The sequence below is a fragment of the Citrobacter freundii complex sp. 2024EL-00216 genome, from assembly GCF_043945515.1.
Lineage (GTDB): Bacteria > Pseudomonadota > Gammaproteobacteria > Enterobacterales > Enterobacteriaceae > Citrobacter > Citrobacter portucalensis.
On the sequence record NZ_JBIMRA010000003.1, the window covers coordinates 10,024 to 27,813 of the forward strand.

Consider the following 17,790-nt stretch of genomic DNA (forward strand, 5'->3'; position numbering starts at 1 on the left):
CAATTACCCTACGCAGCGAAGGACGGTTCGACGAATCACTAAACTTGATCCTAGTGATAAATAGAACAGGAATTGTAACATCGGTGTAATCATCAGTATCTGGCTATAAGGTAAGCTAATTAAGCAACCAATCGCAAAAGCGTTAAACGCCGGTGCAAAGCTCAATAACTGGAGATCCTGCTGGTCCAGTTGTTCAAGCGTCAGTAATGGCTTTGGCTGACAAACTTTCAGGATATAAATGAATAAGCTAATAAAGAGCAACGTGCCGATCACCCCCACTTCCCACAGCAACATACTCAGGGAAGTCGAGTCGAGAATTAAGTTGTAGATAATATTCAAAAAGCCCGGCGACACCGTACTACCACTGTTAGTTGCATTGAGTCCGTAGCCAAATAACGTTCCTGAAAGCCCCCACAGATCGTTATTTTTCAACCAGAACAGGAACGTCGTAAAGCGCCCTAACTCACCGGTAGACATAATGTAGTTCGGATCAAAGATATAGCTTAAGGAGTCGATAAAAATACTTAACGAGCTTTTCGACGGATCGCCGCCGAACGCCGTAGAATAATAGTATGCGAGGATCACAATCGACAGGCTAATAAGCAACAGCATTCCCGCCACAATAACTAACAACGTCTTCAGATTGACCTTACTAACGTCTTTGACGTAGCTCGGTGAAAGCCACACCCACGCCAGGAATATAGGCGATAGCAGGATGACAAACTTCACTTCACCAATGATGCATAACCCGATACCGAGAACAATATGCAGCGCCATGGACTTGAACGTGGTGAGCCCATGCTTATATTCGGAGACTTTTAACAACATAATTAACAGGCAAAACAGGCCCATTGCGGCAGTATTCCCGCCCCCCATTGGGTCACCGCCAAACGTGCCAACCACGGAGTCCCATTTCTCATCTTCGCCGCGCACCGCAACGCGCTGGGGAACGACCAGTAAAACCTGATAAATCATTACCGGAATCTGCGCGTAAAACACCCAATACAGATAGCGCGTTGCGCGGTAAATCTGTGATTCCCTGCAAAAGCCCAGCAGCAAACAGATCATCACCAGCGACAGCGCAATTTCGTTTTTAAATGCCACAATCGCGACGGTGATCCCGCCCTGAATCAGCGTCGATGCTCCAGCCAGCACCAGAAACGAAAAGTACAACGCCAGGACAATCGTCTCCTGGGCATCCAAATGTAAGGAGCCATCACGCGTCTGCATCACCAATAATCCCACCATCAATAAGGTGAGGAAAAAAGGTATCCACAGCACTGACTGCATGCCGGTAAAGTATTGCACCAGGCCACACAGGATCAGCGTGACAAAGGTATAAACCTGTAAATAGTATCCGGTATTCAGCGTCATAGTATCACCGGCTTGTCTTTCAGGAGATTGGCCCGCTTATTCATTTTCAGATAAATGAAGGCGTAGCGAATAAATGTCAGTGAAGAAAACAAGATGACCGACGTTGCATAATCTTTATAAAAATAGGGCGTCACAACAAAAGCGAAGAGTACAATCGCCAGCTGTTCCAGTTGGATACGCAGAAAATAGCGATGGGAACCAAAAATAAGCTCTATCACCGTCAGAGGGCTTATCGCCAGCGCCGGGAATAAATAGGGCAACATGTAGCGTGACGTCTCAATGGAGTTTATCCAGTCTTCGCTAAAGCCGAGGCGCATCACAATCGGATAGAAAATAAAAACCCCAAGGGTACAGATAACCCCTAGTACCAGCAATAGCATACGTACCTTGGTATACTCCTGATAGTTAAAGGTATTATTTCTGAAGTCGATAGACCATTTGGAAAAAATAGTATTGCGCACCGCATTCCCGATGATCACCACCGGCGCCAGGCAAAAGCGGCTAACCACGGAAAAATAACCCGCCGTCAGCGCCGAGAACCAAAAGTTAATCAGCATAATAGGCAAATTGCTGCTGGCCATCGCCAGCACTTCCGCGCTGCCCACTTTGGTAATGTGATGAATATTCTGTTTGAAAAAATGCCAATTACTGGTGGGCCGCAGATGTCTGGCCGCCACCGAACGAATATCAAACGAATGCAAAATACAGCTTATGGTCAGCACCATCGTCGTACAGGCCCACGACCAATAAAATAGTTGTACATGGTGCGTAACCAGAACCGAAAGTAATACCACCACAGAGACAGAAATACGCTGGAAAATCAGAAAACGAAAGTTGGCCGTGCGTAGTGACAGGTTTTCCGAGATTAAAACCCACGCCGTTGCCAGCGTCAGTAAATAGAGGAACAGAATGTTCTGGTGAAACAGCCACGCGGTCAGCACTGCGTACGGTAAGGCAATGATCGTGCTTTGTATTAAGCAAAACACGACATTCTGCACCAGTTCGTCATCCTGCTGTTTAGGAATTAACAGCTGTGATGCAAAGGTACACACCTGAGCGCCCACCACGGCGATGCTGTAGTTGAGCGCATAAAGCCCCACTTCAGCCATATCGTACTTGTGTGAAATCAACCAAATAGACAGTGCACCAATCAACTGCGAGATGACTGATGAACCGGCTATTGTGGAAGCGCTCTTCAGTAGACTCATACGCGGCCTGGCGTTGCCATCAGTTGATCGGTACTGAAGTTCAGTGAACGCAGACCCTCTTGCGTCTCAAGATCCTTTTCTTCAACTGCATTGAGCACCGCACCAATCACCACGCCGTTATTTTCCTCGATCTTATCCAGCGCGTTGGCGATTTGTCCCGCGGACCCCGCCCCGGCTTTCACAATGAAAACAACGCCATCGACGGCACGTTTGATCAGTTGAACATCCTGGCTCTGGTTCACGGCAGCAACATCAATAATGATGCGCTGATAATGCGATTTCAACTCGCGCATTAAGAGTTCAACATGCTCCGAAGACAGCATCAGTAAAGATGAGATGGTGTTCTTGCCGTGTGGAATAAAGTCGAGATTATCACTGAGTTTGATCCTCGCCTGTTCAAGCTCTGTCTCCCCGCGCAGCAGTTCCGCTAAGCCTGCGGATGTAGCTGACGCCAGCTCGGATGTGAGCCCACCAGTGTTAAAGAAATCTGCATCAATAAGCAGTGTTTTCTGGTCGAAACTAAAAGAGTTCGCTAACAGATTCGCCAACAAAGAACGCCCATCGCCGTGCTCCGTCGACGCCACGGCGAGCGTCTGTAAAGGTCGATTATCCAGCATAATCCGGGTACGGATACCGTGCACAATATCGGCATTAAGCGGGTTCTTCATGATCATGTCCCGCACCTGTGCGCGCCCTGAGGTTCCGCTAAAACGACGAATTTCACCCAACGGAACAACATTGAGCCGTTTTTTCATGCGACTAAGGGTACCGATTGAGTTATCCATTGCCGCTTTGACAATGAAATACATGATGCTGAACACCACCACCAGCATGACCACCATCAGCAACAATAAAGATTTATTCGGTTTCGCCGGTTTTAACGCGGGTACCGCAGGGTCGTATAACACCGCATCGGCATTCACGCCGGACAGCGACAGCTCCTGAGTACGTTGATAAAGCGATTTATACAGGTCTTCCATTTTATCTAACGACAGCTTTTGACTGTTCCAGGCATCCCGTTTTGACGCCATTTTCTGGAAGATCTCTTTCTGCTCAATCACTTGCTGTTGATAGTTTTTTTCGTCCGCCAGCGCCGCCAGATATTGCTGACGTAAACCGACTTTCAGCTCGCCCAACACTCGTCCGGTCTGGCTTTGGATCGACTGAACATCGGCCTCGGCTTTTAAAATAGCGGGATTTTTTGGCCCATAGACTTTACGCTGTTCGGACAACGTTCGTTGCGCCTGAATCAACGCAATGCGCAAATCCTGGATCTGAGCGTGGTTAGAGACCGAAGGCAGCGAGATAACGCTCTCAAGGGACTTACCTCCCCCGTTCACCTCGTTATAGACGGATTCAGCGGCAACCCGACGCTGGGTCGCATCGGCCAGGCGATTAGTTACGATACTTAACTGCTCGGTTTCAAAACCATCGATACCACGGAAGGTCAGCAACCCGGCATTTTTCAGATAGCTGTCCATCTCGTCTTTTTGCTTGGCTATCGACTTCTGAATCTCTTCCATTTTTTCAAAATTCAGTTCGCGAGCTTTCTCCACCTTCAGACGTTTCTGCTCCACCGTATAGTTGATGAAAGCCTGCGCGACGCCGTTGGCAATATCAGCCGCAACCTGAGGCGAAGTTGATTCATAGGTAATGGAAGCCAGGTTCGTCGTGCGAATACCGATGACATTCAGGTTTTTCGATAACGTTTTCAGCGCTTGCTCCATTCTCAGTTGCCGACTTTCATTGCTATCAGCCCCCTGAGCACCGGCTTTTTCCCCGGTAAACTCCGGGTTTTCATCCAGCTTCATATCACGTACGGCTTGCTCCAGCACAATACGTGAATGCATCAACGCATATTGTGTTTCGTAGTAACCACTGCGTGTTGAATCGAAACCATCAACCTGTGGAAACGGAGAAACGTTATCAGCCTGCGCCTTAATCAGCACCGTCGCCGTTGAAACATACTTTGAGGACATCATGCTGATTAACGGATACGCGACGACCCCGGCAACGATACCGGCCAGCGCGATTTTCCAGGCGTTCTTTTTCAGCTCTTTGGCAAAGCGGGAGAATTCGACACTGCTTTCTCGTTTTTTGCCGTTTTCCACTATTGATAGTTTCATCGTCAGAAGAACCCCATGCCAATAATCACGACATCCCCAGGATGAACAGAGTGCGTTAAATCGACATTCTCAAGCAGCTGATTGCTCCCTGACAGGCGAATGTTGATATCTTTTCGGTCAGCACGATCTGTAAATCCACCCGCCTGCGCAATAGATTTCTCGACGGTAAGCCCTGGCTCATAGGCGAAGCCATTTGGACTTTTTACCTCACCTGAAACATAGTATTTGCGGAACTCGGCAATACTCACCGTCACCATTGGAGATGTAAAATAATCTCCGGTCAGGCGTTGAGTTAATTCTTTAGTCACTTGATCAACGGTTTTATCTTGTAATTTAAGAGCACCAACAAACGGGAAATTAATTTCCCCGCTCTTATCCAAAATAAACCGCATCGTCATATCGGGTTGACCATGAACAGCGATATTGACCGTATCCCCCGCCCCAAGTCGGTAATCCTGCTGAACAGTAGCAGGATCGTCCATTAATCGCGGGCTGGACGCTGTGCATCCGACCAACAGGATACTGAATAGCAAAACCGCGCACAGTTCTATTATTTTCATTTTAGATCTGAACCTTAGCTTTAAGCATAATCATAGAATTATCATAACCCAACGTTCTAATGACTTCCTGATTGTCGTTGGGACCGATATAAAACGAGTCAGTATCCTTATTCGAATTTAATGTATCTATCTGATATTTAATCTCAAAATTAACCGACGGCGTGTAGTCATAGCTCATGGTGAAACTAAACACGCCATCTTTATCATGTCGATCCTTGTTCTGTTTTTTATAGTCTTCCGAAGTGAATGAGTAGTCCAATAAAGTAGAAAAACGAGTGCCTAACCAGAAATGCTGGTAAGAAAGGCCATACTGGGTCACTAAAATATATCCCCCAACTTCCGATGGGTCTTTAATGCTTTGCGCAGAGTGGGCCGTGAAAACAGACTGCTGTAACGGCTTCCACTCCGCTTTTATGTCCCAGTTTAGACCATTAAAATCATGCGAGTTTGCGTTGTTTTCAAATGTTTTATACAGCCATGAAATATTCATGTCGACATTGGTTTTCCCCGTCAACTGCGACTTCAGGCCATACAGTAAATAATACTCATTAGTGTCTTTATCTGAGTTGTTATCATAGCGACGCTGGTTAGTAATAAAGCTATAGCGAAAGCGCGTTCTGGATGAGTATTGGTCAAAAACTTCCGCTATCAGGCTATTTTCATGCCATTCCTGTTCCTGAATATAATTGTAGAAGTCCTCACTGCTGTCCCGAACATCAGAGGTGTTACCGAAAGTCAGTTTTTTGTATAAAAACGCCAGTTCCGCTTTGCCGCGACCATCAGGCGCACCGTAGCTGTAGCGCAATTCACTATTGATAAAATTCGTCGTCAGCGGAGATTTAATCCCATACTGCTCAAACTGACTCGGTAGAAACCCCTCGGTGATGTCACGACCGCGGGATTCATGCCCAAGCGAATCCTCCAGATTGAGGGTTAAGCCATGCTTGAGTCCATAACGCCAGGCTCCGTTAAAACGGAAAAAATGATCGTTGTAGTTATCAGCAGAATCGCTTGAGTAATTACGATAATCCCCAGAGTACATCAGCAAATACTTATCCTGACCACGCTCTCCAATCATGCTCAGAACGGGCGCCGCACTCTGAAACGATGAACCGATAGCATCGCTGCTATGTGGCTGATAAGACACGTTATCATTATAACCATAGTCCACAGCGACCTTGCCCTGGAAGTCTATCCCCGCAAAGCCAATGTGTGATTTCGGTGTTAAATCAGCCCATGCGGACTGCGATATCACGATTCCGGTAATAACGAGTAATTTAGTATGCATTCTTACCGACAAATCCTTTGAAAATAGTTTTAATAATAATTTTTATATCCAGCCATAACGACCAGTTTTGAATGTACTCAATATCGTACTGAACCCTTTTTTCCATCTTATAAAGCGCATCGATCTCCCCGCGGAACCCGTTGATCTGCGCAAGCCCAGTGATCCCTGGCTTAACTTTATGGCGAATCATGTAATTTTCGACCTGTTTTCGGTACTGCTCATTATGCGTAACCGCATGAGGTCTGGGACCGACAATCGACATACTTCCCTGCAAAACATTAATAAATTGCGGAAGTTCATCCAGCGAAGTGCGGCGCAAAAAGCTCCCGAATTTGGTTACCCGCGGATCGTTTTTAGTGGCCTGAATAACCGTATCGGAATTCTCCATGACGCGCATAGAACGAAACTTCCAGACCTTAATTTTTTGCCCACTCAAGCCATAGCGGTCCTGTTTGAAAAAAACCGGCCCACGGGACGTGAGTTTGATACCAATGGCAATCGCCAGCATCAGGGAGGAAATCATCACCATAATGATGCTGCCAAGAACCAAATCTTCCGCCCGCTTAATAAACGAGCCCGCCCCTTCGAACGGTGAACTAAAGATACCGATAGTTTGCAGATTGTGGATGGAGCGTAACTTGGACATGTTGTTACTGTAGGTATAAAAGTCAGGGACAATATAGGTATCTACGGTGGTGTCTGACATCATGGCCAAAAAGTGACGAATGCGATGTAAAGCAACCATCGGTAAAGCAATATAGATTTCGTCTATGTTTCCCTTCTTGGCTTCCTCGACCAGATTGATCACCGGACCACGAAAGGGGCTTTTAACCTTATCAACGACATCGCCACAGCGAGATAAGGCGCGCTCATCATAAAAGGCCAGATCTAATGTGATATTGGCGTATTCATTCATTAGCGCGGTTTCTGCGGCCAGACCATTGTCGGTCAGACCAATAATCGCCACACGGATACTCTTTTTCGTTGAATACTTAAAAATAAAAAAACGAATGTAGTAAAGAAAAGGTAATGGAATGAAGTACCAGTAAATAATGGCTGAATAAAAAGGGGAAGGCAGTCTGTCTAAGTAGCCCAGTGACTCAGGTTCAGCCACCGTCATACTGACCAGTTCGTTAAAAAAAATCGCCAGCAGCGTACAAAAAACCAAGCGCTTTTGATTACGTAAACCGATCGTCTTAATCTTTTGCTGGTACATTTTAATGTATTCAGCAAACAGCAAGAAAAAGATTGAGAAGAGAAGACTCAAAATGGCAATGGTGTTAAAGGGCACCAAACCCAGCAGATGGGCGCTAAAAATTAACGTCACATTGATAACAATGAAATCGACCAGTTTTAAAAAGACTGGATATCCTTGGCTGCTAATCTTTAGCGATTTTTTAAGCATATCTCAGCCCATTATTTATTGATCTTTAATTGTTTTTTTTCTCATTTCATGTTGCTAATTATATCACAAGTCTAAAAAACGCAATGGTACATTGTCAGTAAATGTAAAAAATAATACTCATTACTGTGACAACACTCCCCAGTGAAATCGTATCTATATGATTTTAATGCAGATGACATCAATAGAAGTTTTATCTACCTCAGCAAAAAAGATAACCTTTAACAACATTTTCGCTATTGACAGATAACATCTCATGGTCTATGAAAAAGTGTTTTATGTATGATAAATTGCACAAAAGTATTGTTTCAGTGACGTTGAATCACCTTAGAGTTGCTGTTTAATACCGTAATTAAAATAAAAACAGCTGCCTTACGACAACATTTCAAATGATATTAATAATACAATTAATTACTTTTTATTATAATTAAACAACAAATATCATCTCCATGAATACCTCATACGGTAACGCTTAAAAAGCGTACCCGAACCCTCAGCCCACCTAATGTCTCACTACGCGTTAGCTGAGGATGCGTGCGATGCAGACGAGCAATATCATTGACCAGCGCCAGACCAATCCCGGCGCCTGGGAGATTGCCTACGTTATCAAGACGATGAAACGGTAGCAGGGCCTGATGAACCATCTGCTCATCTATGCCCGGCCCGCTATCTTCGACCACCAGCACCACGGCCTCTCCTTCTCGTTGCAGCCGGGCGGTCACCATCCCCTGCGACGGCGTGTATTTCAGTGCGTTATCCAGCAGATTCCCACACAGTTCACCGAGCAGCACTTCATCTCCCTCAACCCACACCGCGTCCTGTTCCCCTTCATAACCCAGATCGATCCCTTTACTACGCGACTGCGCCAGTCGGGTAAAACAGCTGGTTTGCACCACCTCATACAGATTAACCGGCGAGAAATGCCTTTCCCCCTGCTCCTTGCGCTTCACCGCAGACAGCTGCAACAGCCTCTCCGTCAGTTGAATGGTATTATCGAGCGTGCTACTCATGGCTTGTAAACTCTCATACCATTGCCGCGGTTCGGCGCTGGCGAGAGCCACCGATGCCTGAGTTTTCAGTACCGCCAACGGCGTTTTGAGCTGATGGGAAGCATCCGCGCTGAAGCGCTCCTGGCGAGAGATCAGACCGCGAAGTCGGTCCAGATAACGGTTGAAAGCCACAATCAGCAGACGGGTTTCCGACCATGGCAGCAGCTCCGGCAGCGGCGTCAGCAGGCCAGGCTCACGACGCACCATCAGCGATGACAGCTGGCGCATCGGGCGTAGCACCCGGCGCAGCAGCCAGCCAACCAGCACCAGAGTCAGTAGCACCAGCAGCCCTTGCGAAACCCACGAGGAAAACAGCAGCTGTCGCGCCAGATAACGCCGCGATTGCAGCGTTTCGGCAACATAAATCTCCGCCATGCCGACAATGCCGCCTTCGTTGACGGGCTGCAGCAGACGTGCCACGCGGATTGCCTCACCACGATATTCGGTGTGATAAAACCATGCCAGCGCCGGGTAAAGACGCGTGCGCGAGGTGGCAGGCGGCATCGCCGGTAAATCGTCATAACCCGAGATAACCTTCCCCGCCGGATCAACCACTTTGTAATACAGTCGGTCGTTCATATTCAGTTCAAAGCTGTCCAGCACCACCCATGGCACGTTCACTTCCAGCTGTTTATTGCGCACCACCAGCCGCTCGGAGACGGTCCTGGCGGATGAGAGTAGTGTCCGGTCATACGCCTGGATAGCTGTTGAATGCCGACAGGCCCCACAGCAACATTAGCGGCAGGCCCAGAAACATCAGCAGTTGCAGGTACAACGATTGGGGTTTAACCCACTTCATCGCTACGCTCCAGCACATAGCCCAGACCACGCAGCGTAGCAATACGCACATCGCTTCCCTGTAGCTTTTTACGTAAGCGATGGATATACAGCTCAATGCTTTCGGGACTAACCTCATCACTCAGGCTGAAGACCTGCTCAAACAACTGCTGACGTGAAACTGGCCGCAACCGACGGTACATCAGCACCGTTAACAGCGCCTGTTCACGCGGCGTGAGCGCCAACGGCTGCCCCTGCAACAGAAAATAGCCTTCATCGTGAAACGCCAGCTCCCCCAGTTGCTGTATGCCTTGCACCTGTCCCGCACTGCGACGCAGCAAGGCCCGCAGCCGGGCATCCAGTTCCTCTATTTCAAACGGCTTTGCCAGATAATCATCGGCTCCGACGTTCAACCCTTTCACCCTATCGGCCACCGCGCTACGCGCCGTCAGCAGCAGGACAGGAAGCGTCTGCCCGCGTTTGCGCAGCCGCTGAACGACTTCCAGGCCATCCAGCCCCGGCATATTGATGTCCAGCACCGCCAGCGCATACGTTTCGCTATGTAAAAGATGGTCGGCAGCCAGGCCATCAAACACGCAGTCAACGGCAAAACCGTTTTGCACTAGCGCTTTCTCCAGCCAGTGAGCTAACTCACGGTTATCTTCCGCTAATAAGAGACGCATATCACATCCTGTAAAGTTTCTGCCGCATTGAAAGGGAATTGAAAGGTTAATGTTTTAACAATCACGCAACCGAACTGCTACACATCGGCTCACATAATCACAAAAATCTTCTTCCGTACCTGAAAATCCGGTTTTCCGGTGTGAGGATAAACAATGAAAAAACAGTTATTTCGTACCCTTACTGCAAGCATTTTACTGATGAGTACCTCTGTACTGGCGGAACAAGCGCCGTCGCGCACTGAATGTATCGCCCCTGCTAAACCCGGCGGTGGTTTCGATCTCACCTGTAAGCTGATTCAGGTGAGTTTGATGGAAACCGGCGCTATCGAAAAACCGATGCGCGTGACCTACATGCCCGGCGGCGTTGGCGCTGTGGCCTATAACGCGATTGTTGCCCAACGCCCGGCTGAAGCAGGCACCGTGGTGGCCTTCTCCGGCGGCTCCTTGCTGAATCTGTCACAGGGCAAGTTTGGTCGCTACGGCGTGGATGATGTCCGCTGGCTGGCCAGTGTGGGTACCGATTACGGCATGATTGCCGTACGTCAGGACGCGCCATGGAAGACGCTGAAAGATCTGCTGACAGCCATGGAAAAAGATCCCAACAGCGTGGTCATTGGTGCTGGCGCCTCTATCGGTAGCCAGGACTGGATGAAGTCGGCGCTGCTGGCGCAAAAAGCCAATGTCGATCCGCACAAGATGCGCTACGTGGCCTTTGAAGGCGGTGGCGAACCGGTTACCGCATTGATGGGAAATCACGTACAGGTGGTTTCCGGCGATCTCAGTGAGATGGTGCCTTACCTCAGCGGCGACAAAATCCGCGTGCTCGCAGTGTTCTCTGATGAACGCCTGCCGGGCCAGTTAGCCAACGTACCAACCGCTAAAGAGCAGGGTTATGACCTCGTGTGGCCTATCATTCGTGGCTTCTACGTTGGGCCAAAAGTCAGCGACGCCGAGTATCAGTGGTGGGTTGATGCCTTTAACAAACTCCAGCAGACCGATGAGTTTAAAAAGCAGCGCGATCTGCGCGGTCTGTTTGAGTTCAACATGAGCGGCAAACAGCTCGACGACTACGTGAAAAAGCAGGTCACGGATTATCGTGAGCAGGCGAAAGCCTTCGGTCTGGCGAAGTAAACGCAGAGGCAAAGATGATGAGCGATCGTATTTTCGCAGGTATCTGGCTGTTGCTCTGCATAGCCGGGCTGTTCGTGGCCTGGCAAATCAGCAGCGAATACAGCTATGAACCCGTAGGACCGCGTCCCTTCCCGCTTGGCATTATCAGTCTGATGCTGGTCTGCGCCGTGGCGCTGCTGTTGCGCCATCCGGACACCATCAGTTGGCCCCGTCGCCACGTGCTGCAAAAGCTGCTGACGATGGTCATTGTTCTGTTGATGTACGCCTGGGGTTTTGAGTGGCTCGGTTTTCCCATCGCCACCGCCATTCTCACCGTGGTGATTGGCATGCTGTTCGGCGCAACCATCCCGGCTGCGGGTATTTCCGGCGCGGTGCTCGGCATTCTGCTGTGGTTTGCCTTCGACCGACTGCTTGACGTCACCTTACCACTCGGCGCCTGGCTGGGTTAACGGAGAAACGATGGATACCTGGATTTATCTTTCTCAGGGTTTCGCGGTGGCAATGACGCCGGAAAACCTGGTCATCGCCTTGATAGGCTGTTTTGTCGGCACCATTGTGGGTTTGTTGCCTGGCCTTGGGCCGATCAACGGCGTGGCGATTCTGCTGCCGTTGGCCTTTGCGCTGCATCTGCCCGCAGAATCCGCGCTGATCCTGCTGGCTACGGTCTACATAGGCTGTGAATATGGCGGGCGCATCTCCTCCATCCTGCTGAATGTTCCTGGCGATGCGGCGGCGATTATGACCGCGCTGGATGGCTACCCGATGGCGCAGCAAGGACGCGGCGGCGTGGCGCTCTCTATCTCGGCGGTCAGCTCTTTCTTTGGTTCGCTTATCGCCATCGGGGGCATCATTCTGTTTGCCCCGGCGTTAGCCCAATGGTCGCTGGCCTTCGGTCCGGCGGAATACTTTGCCTTAATGGTTTTCGCCATTGCCTGTCTCGGCAGCATGATGGCGCAAAATCCGCTGAAATCATTTCTGGCAGCGCTTATCGGTCTCGGACTTGCGACCGTCGGCGTAGACGCCAACACCGGGGTTTATCGCTTTACTTTTGACAGTGTCCATCTCTCCGACGGTGTGCAGTTTATCGTGGTGGTGATTGGGCTGTTCTCTGTCTCTGAAATACTGTTAATGCTGGAACATACCAGCAGTGGCCAGACGCTGGTGCGTAAAACGGGCCGCATGTTGTTCAACGCCAAAGAAGGCGCACAGTGCGTAGGGGCCACCCTGCGTTCATCAGTGATTGGCTTTTTCGTCGGCGTTCTGCCTGGCGCTGGCGCCACCATTGCCAGTGCCATCACCTACATGACCGAGAAAAAGCTCAGCGGCAACAGCGACAGCTTTGGCAAGGGGGATATTCGTGGCGTAGCGGCTCCAGAAGCCGCCAATAACGCCTCGGCCTGCGGCTCTTTTATTCCGATGCTGACGCTCGGCGTGCCGGGCTCCGGTACCACGGCGGTGATGATGGGCGCGCTGACGCTGTACAACATCACCCCGGGGCCAGCCATGTTTACCGAGCAGCCGGATATCGTTTGGGGGCTGATTGCGGCGCTGCTAATTGCTAACGTAATGCTGCTGGTGATGAACATTCCGCTGATCGGTCTGTTTACCCGCATGCTGACCATCCCGCTGTGGTTTTTGGTACCGGCTATCGCGGCAGTTTCCGCGGTTGGCGTGTACGCCGTTCACAGCACCACCTTCGATTTGGTATTGATGGTCGCCCTCGGCGTGCTGGGCTACATCCTGCGTAAAATGCACTTCCCAATGTCGCCATTGATTCTGGGCTTCGTTCTCGGGGAAATGCTGGAGCAGAACCTGCGCCGGGCGTTGTCTATCAGTAACGGCAGTATGGATATTCTGTGGGCCAGCGGCGTGGCGAAAGTGCTGCTGGTGATGGCGGTACTGGTTATCGTGGTCCCGCCGGTGCTGCGCATGATCCGTAAACGCAACAGCAAACCGCAGGTGGATATCGGTTAATAATATGCCGGATGGCGGCGCTATTGCGCCCTATCCGGCCTACAATTTGGCTCGGTTGTAGGCCGGATAAGTGCAACGCCATCCGGCATTTTTATTTTCCGCGCAGCCCCTGCGTTCCTTCCAGCACATGTTCAACAAACCGTGTCAGCTTAGGCAACGGACGCAAATCCTGTCGCCACAGCAAATGAATTGGCCGCGGCTGCGGCGTAAACCCTTCCAGGATCCGAATCAATTTCCCCGTAGCCAGTTCTTGCGCCAGCAGCACCTCAGGTTGCAATAACAGCCCAGCCCCCGCTACTGCCGCCATACGCAGGCCATGACCATCGTTACAGCGCAGGATCGCATCGCGCTTCCATCTGACCTCCCCCGTCACGCCAGGCAGTATCCACTCGTTTCGAGCCGTCCACACGGTATGAGACAGGCACAGATGATCCACCAGATCCGCGGGCGTCCGGGGGGTGCCATGGCGAGCAAGATAATCTGGCGAAGCACAAATTGCCATACGGTAGGGACACAGGTATTTCGCCACCACGTCAGTCTGATGGATATCGCCAATGCGGATCGCCAGATCGACACCTTCATTCACCAGATCAACCATCCGGTTGGTGAGATCCAGTTCAATACGCACCTCTGGCCAGGTCTGTAAAAACGCAGCGGCCAGCGGCGAGATCACGCAAGCGCCAAAAGAAGTGGGCGCGCTAATGCGCAGCGTCCCCGCAGGTGCCAGCCGCAGACGCTCTACCGAACGTTCGGCTATCGATACCTGCTCCAGCACGCGACGGGCTTCTTCAAAATAGACGCGTCCGGCATCGGTCAGACTCTGGCGGCGCGTATTGCGCTCCAGCAAACGCGTACCGAGCTGCGCTTCCAGTTGGTTGATATATTTTCCCACCATCACCGCAGACATCTCGAGCCTCGTCGCCGCAGAAGTAAAGCTCCCACTCTCCACCACGGCGACAAACGTTTCCATGCCGCGCAGTTTATCCATATTACAAACCCCTGGTTAGTAATCATCTAACTTTTAGCCAGTTTATCTGATTTCATTTTCATTAAAGAATAGCGGCTCACACTATTGCGGAGGTGGTTATGAAAATCGTCATTATTGGTGCCAGTGGTACAGTGGGTCGCGCAGTTACGCAAGCATTGAGCCGTAAACATGAGGTGGTCCGCGTGGGTCGCACTCAGGGTGATTACCAGGTCGATATCACCTCGCAGGAGAGTGTCGAGGCCTTGTTTGAAAAAGTCGGTCGGGTAGATGCGATCGTTTCCGCCACCGGTAATCTGTTCTTTGGGCCGCTGTCGACCATGACCGACCAGGACTTTAATCAGGGGCTTCAGGATAAACTATTAGGCCAGATACGCCTGGCATTAACCGGGCAGCATTTCCTGAATGATGGCGGATCGATAACGTTAATTAGCGGCATTATCGCCCACGAGCCCATCGCCCAGGGGACAAACGCCGCAACGATCAATGCCGGGCTGGAAGGATTTGTTCGCGCCGCGGCCTGTGAACTGGGCCATGGTCAACGCATTAACCTGATAAGTCCGACCGTGCTGAGTGAGTCCGCCGAAGCTTACGACAGTTTCTTCCCGGGCTTTGAAAGCGTGCCTGCCACCACCGTCGCCAACGCCTACCGCCGCAGTGTGGAAGGCATCCAAACCGGGCGTATTTATAAAGTCGGTTACTGACTTTGCCGCTGCCGTTGACACATCACCAACGGCAGCGTGATTAACCCACTGTTTTAAAATACTTTATCTTTTCCCTCGCATTAACCCACATCTTTCATAATGTTAAATATTTGTTGTTTTTGATCACAAATAATAAACAAACAAGCTCATTCTGTGCGCGTTTTTCAAAAATGTAGATATTTTTAATTTATGGCTACGAAACGAGCTGCGCCATATCTCCCTGACAATCTACTGAGAGGAACGATTTGATGAACGCACTGACTGCCGTAAAACCGAACGCTGAAGATCCAGCCCAGCACTACAGCGGTTTCACGCTGAAACCGTCAGCCCAATCCCCACGCCTGCTGGAGCTGACTTTTTCTGCTGAGACCACTGAGCAATTTCTGCAGGCCGTCGTGCAGTGGCCGGTTCAGGCGCTGGAATACAAATCCTTCTTGCGCTTCAAAGTGGGCAAGATCCTCGACGACCTGTGCGGCAATCAGTTACAGCCCCTGCTGCTGAAAACCCTGCTCGATCGTGCCGAAGGCGCACTGCTAATCAATGCCGTTGGCGTAGACGACGTGGCGCAGGCGGAAGAGATGGTCAAGCTGGCAACGGCGGTAGCGCACCTCATCGGACGCTCTAATTTTGATGCGATGAGCGGTCAATATTACGCACGTTTTGTGGTGAAAAACGTCGATAACTCAGACAGCTATCTGCGCCAGCCTCACCGAGTAATGGAATTGCACAACGACGGAACCTACCTCGAAGAAATCACCGATTACGTGCTGATGATGAAGATCGACGAGCAGAACATGACCGGCGGTAACTCGCTGCTGCTGCACCTCGACGACTGGGAGCATCTGGATCAGTACTTTACCCATCCTCTGGCACGTCGCGCCATGCGCTTTGCCGCACCGCCAAGCAAAAACGTCAGTCAGGAAGTGTTCCATCCGGTATTTGACGTTGACCAGCAGGGCCGCCCGGTAATGCGCTACATCGACCAGTTCGTCCAGCCAAAAGACTATGAAGAAGGCGTCTGGCTGAGCGACCTGTCCGATGCGCTGGAAACCAGCAAGAGCATTATTTCCGTTCCGGTTTCAGTAGGTAAATTCCTGCTGATCAACAACCTGTTCTGGCTGCACGGCCGCGATCGTTTCACTTCGCATCCGGACTTGCGCCGCGAACTGATGCGCCAGCGTGGTTATTTTGCGTACGCGACCAACCACTACCAGACCCATCAGTAAGCGCGAAGGAAAAGCGGATGTATGATTTTGTGATTATTGGCGGCGGCATTATCGGCATGTCGACCGCCATGCAACTGATTGATGTCTATCCGGACGCCAAAATCGCGCTACTGGAAAAAGAGTCCGGCCCGGCCTGCCACCAGACGGGCCACAACAGCGGCGTCATTCATGCCGGGGTCTATTACACCCCCGGCAGCCTGAAGGCACAGTTTTGCCTGGCCGGAAATCGCGCCACAAAAGCCTTTTGCGACCAAAACGGCATCCGCTACGACGTCTGCGGAAAAATGCTGGTTGCCACCTCCGCTCTGGAAATGGAGCGCATGCGCGCGCTTTGGGATCGCACCGCCGCTAACGGTCTGGAGCGCGAATGGCTGAATGCGCAGGAACTTCGCGAGCGTGAACCCAATATCACCGGACTGGGCGGCATTTTTGTCCCGTCGAGCGGGATTGTCAGCTACCGCGAAGTCACCGCCGCGATGGCGAAGATTTTCCAGGCCAAAGGCGGTGAGATTATTTACAACGCCGAGGTCAGCGCGCTGAAAGAGCATGCTGCGGGCGTGATTGTCCGTACCCGTCAGGGCCAGGAATATGAAGGCGCGACTCTGATTAGCTGTTCTGGCCTGATGGCGGACCGACTGGTAAAAATGCTCGGCGTTGAACCTGGCTTTATCATCTGTCCGTTCCGGGGCGAATATTTCCGCCTGGCGCCAGAACATAATCAGATAGTTAACCATTTGATCTACCCCATCCCCGACCCGGCGATGCCGTTTCTCGGCGTTCATCTGACCCGGATGATTGACGGCAGCGTCACCGTCGGCCCCAACGCGGTACTGGCATTTAAACGTGAAGGCTACCGTAAACGTGACTTCTCGCTCAGCGATACGCTGGAGATCCTCGGCTCTTCTGGTATTCGCCGCGTGCTGCAAAACAACCTGCGCTCAGGGCTTGGTGAAATGAAGAATTCGCTGTGCAAAAGCGGTTATCTGCAGCTGGTACAAAAGTACTGCCCGAGCCTGACGCTTAAGGATCTGCAACCGTGGCCTGCGGGCGTACGGGCACAGGCGGTATCACCTGATGGCAAGCTTATCGACGATTTTCTGTTTGTCACCACGCCACGCTCAATTCACACCTGTAACGCCCCTTCTCCGGCAGCAACGTCGGCAATCCCTATCGGCGCACATATTGTCAGCAAAGTTCATGCGCTGCTGGAGAACCAGAGTAACCCCGGACGCACGCTGCGTGCGGCACGTAGCGTGGAGACATTACACGCCGCATTTACCCGTTAAACCGATTAAGACAGGAA

At 50.9% G+C, this 17,790-nt stretch carries 14 protein-coding genes and 1 pseudogene; 6 read left to right on the forward strand and 9 right to left on the reverse strand.

What is annotated here, in order from left to right; genetic code table 11:
- Nucleotides 1–3: 3 nt before the first annotated feature.
- From ACHHZ7_RS04415 to tctD, 8 genes and pseudogenes are all read right to left on the reverse strand, one after another.
- On the reverse strand, nt 4–1,374 hold the full coding sequence (locus tag ACHHZ7_RS04415; protein ID WP_060683350.1) for a hypothetical protein: 1,371 nt from the start codon (nt 1,372–1,374) through the stop codon (nt 4–6).
- A complete protein-coding gene (locus tag ACHHZ7_RS04420) occupies nt 1,371–2,582 on the reverse strand; it encodes a lipopolysaccharide biosynthesis protein (protein ID WP_032944673.1) in 1,212 nt (403 codons plus the stop codon). Before ACHHZ7_RS04420 ends, ACHHZ7_RS04415 begins: the two co-directional genes overlap by 4 nt.
- Entirely contained in the window at nt 2,579–4,708 is a 2,130-nt protein-coding gene (locus ACHHZ7_RS04425) for a tyrosine-protein kinase domain-containing protein (RefSeq protein WP_103285671.1), read from the reverse strand. Before ACHHZ7_RS04425 ends, ACHHZ7_RS04420 begins: the two co-directional genes overlap by 4 nt.
- Before the next feature lie 2 nt (nt 4,709–4,710).
- A complete protein-coding gene (locus ACHHZ7_RS04430) occupies nt 4,711–5,268 on the reverse strand; it encodes a polysaccharide biosynthesis/export family protein (RefSeq protein WP_003826038.1) in 558 nt (185 codons plus the stop codon).
- Nucleotide 5,269: 1 nt separating this feature from the next.
- Nucleotides 5,270–6,556 carry an outer membrane beta-barrel protein gene (locus ACHHZ7_RS04435; RefSeq protein WP_060683348.1) on the reverse strand — a complete coding sequence of 429 codons (1,287 nt, stop codon included), beginning with the start codon at nt 6,554–6,556 and terminating at the stop codon, nt 5,270–5,272.
- On the reverse strand, nt 6,546–7,961 hold the full coding sequence (locus ACHHZ7_RS04440) for an undecaprenyl-phosphate glucose phosphotransferase (protein WP_008785590.1): 1,416 nt from the start codon (nt 7,959–7,961) through the stop codon (nt 6,546–6,548). Before ACHHZ7_RS04440 ends, ACHHZ7_RS04435 begins: the two co-directional genes overlap by 11 nt.
- Nucleotides 7,962–8,416: 455 nt before the next feature.
- Nucleotides 8,417–9,806, reverse strand: a pseudogene (locus ACHHZ7_RS04445) (sensor histidine kinase).
- Entirely contained in the window at nt 9,793–10,467 is a 675-nt protein-coding gene (tctD, locus tag ACHHZ7_RS04450; RefSeq protein ID WP_003826032.1) for a transcriptional regulator TctD, read from the reverse strand. The pseudogene ACHHZ7_RS04445 and the gene tctD overlap by 14 nt, the downstream one beginning before the upstream one ends.
- Nucleotides 10,468–10,620: 153 nt before the next feature.
- Between tctD and ACHHZ7_RS04455 the strand changes: the two genes are divergently transcribed.
- From ACHHZ7_RS04455 to ACHHZ7_RS04465, 3 genes are read left to right on the forward strand one after another with little or no spacing between them, the layout of a single operon-like run.
- Nucleotides 10,621–11,598, forward strand: a complete 978-nt coding sequence (locus tag ACHHZ7_RS04455; RefSeq protein ID WP_008785593.1) for a tripartite tricarboxylate transporter substrate binding protein — start codon at nt 10,621–10,623, stop codon at nt 11,596–11,598.
- Nucleotides 11,599–11,612: 14 nt separating this feature from the next.
- Nucleotides 11,613–12,047 carry a tripartite tricarboxylate transporter TctB family protein gene (locus ACHHZ7_RS04460; protein WP_095533105.1) on the forward strand — a complete coding sequence of 145 codons (435 nt, stop codon included), beginning with the start codon at nt 11,613–11,615 and terminating at the stop codon, nt 12,045–12,047.
- A gap of 10 nt (nt 12,048–12,057) precedes the next feature.
- Complete coding sequence (locus tag ACHHZ7_RS04465; RefSeq protein WP_003826025.1) at nt 12,058–13,572, forward strand: tripartite tricarboxylate transporter permease; 1,515 nt, start codon at nt 12,058–12,060, stop codon at nt 13,570–13,572.
- Nucleotides 13,573–13,663: 91 nt separating this feature from the next.
- Here the strand turns inward: ACHHZ7_RS04465 and ACHHZ7_RS04470 are convergent, their stop codons facing one another.
- Entirely contained in the window at nt 13,664–14,560 is an 897-nt protein-coding gene (locus tag ACHHZ7_RS04470) for a LysR family transcriptional regulator (RefSeq protein ID WP_008785595.1), read from the reverse strand.
- Nucleotides 14,561–14,658: 98 nt separating this feature from the next.
- Here ACHHZ7_RS04470 and ACHHZ7_RS04475 point away from each other — a divergent pair, with 98 nt between their 5' ends.
- The 3 genes from ACHHZ7_RS04475 (at nt 14,659) to lhgO (ending at nt 17,773) form a co-directional block, all read left to right on the forward strand.
- A complete protein-coding gene (locus ACHHZ7_RS04475) occupies nt 14,659–15,261 on the forward strand; it encodes a short chain dehydrogenase (protein WP_008785596.1) in 603 nt (200 codons plus the stop codon).
- Nucleotides 15,262–15,509: 248 nt separating this feature from the next.
- Nucleotides 15,510–16,487, forward strand: a complete 978-nt coding sequence (gene glaH, locus ACHHZ7_RS04480) for a glutarate dioxygenase GlaH (protein WP_008785597.1) — start codon at nt 15,510–15,512, stop codon at nt 16,485–16,487.
- 17 nt (nt 16,488–16,504) lie between these two features.
- The gene (lhgO, locus tag ACHHZ7_RS04485; RefSeq protein WP_060683345.1) at nt 16,505–17,773 is read left to right on the forward strand and encodes an L-2-hydroxyglutarate oxidase; all 1,269 of its coding nucleotides are present in this window, start codon (nt 16,505–16,507) and stop codon (nt 17,771–17,773) included.
- Nucleotides 17,774–17,790 lie beyond the last annotated feature (17 nt).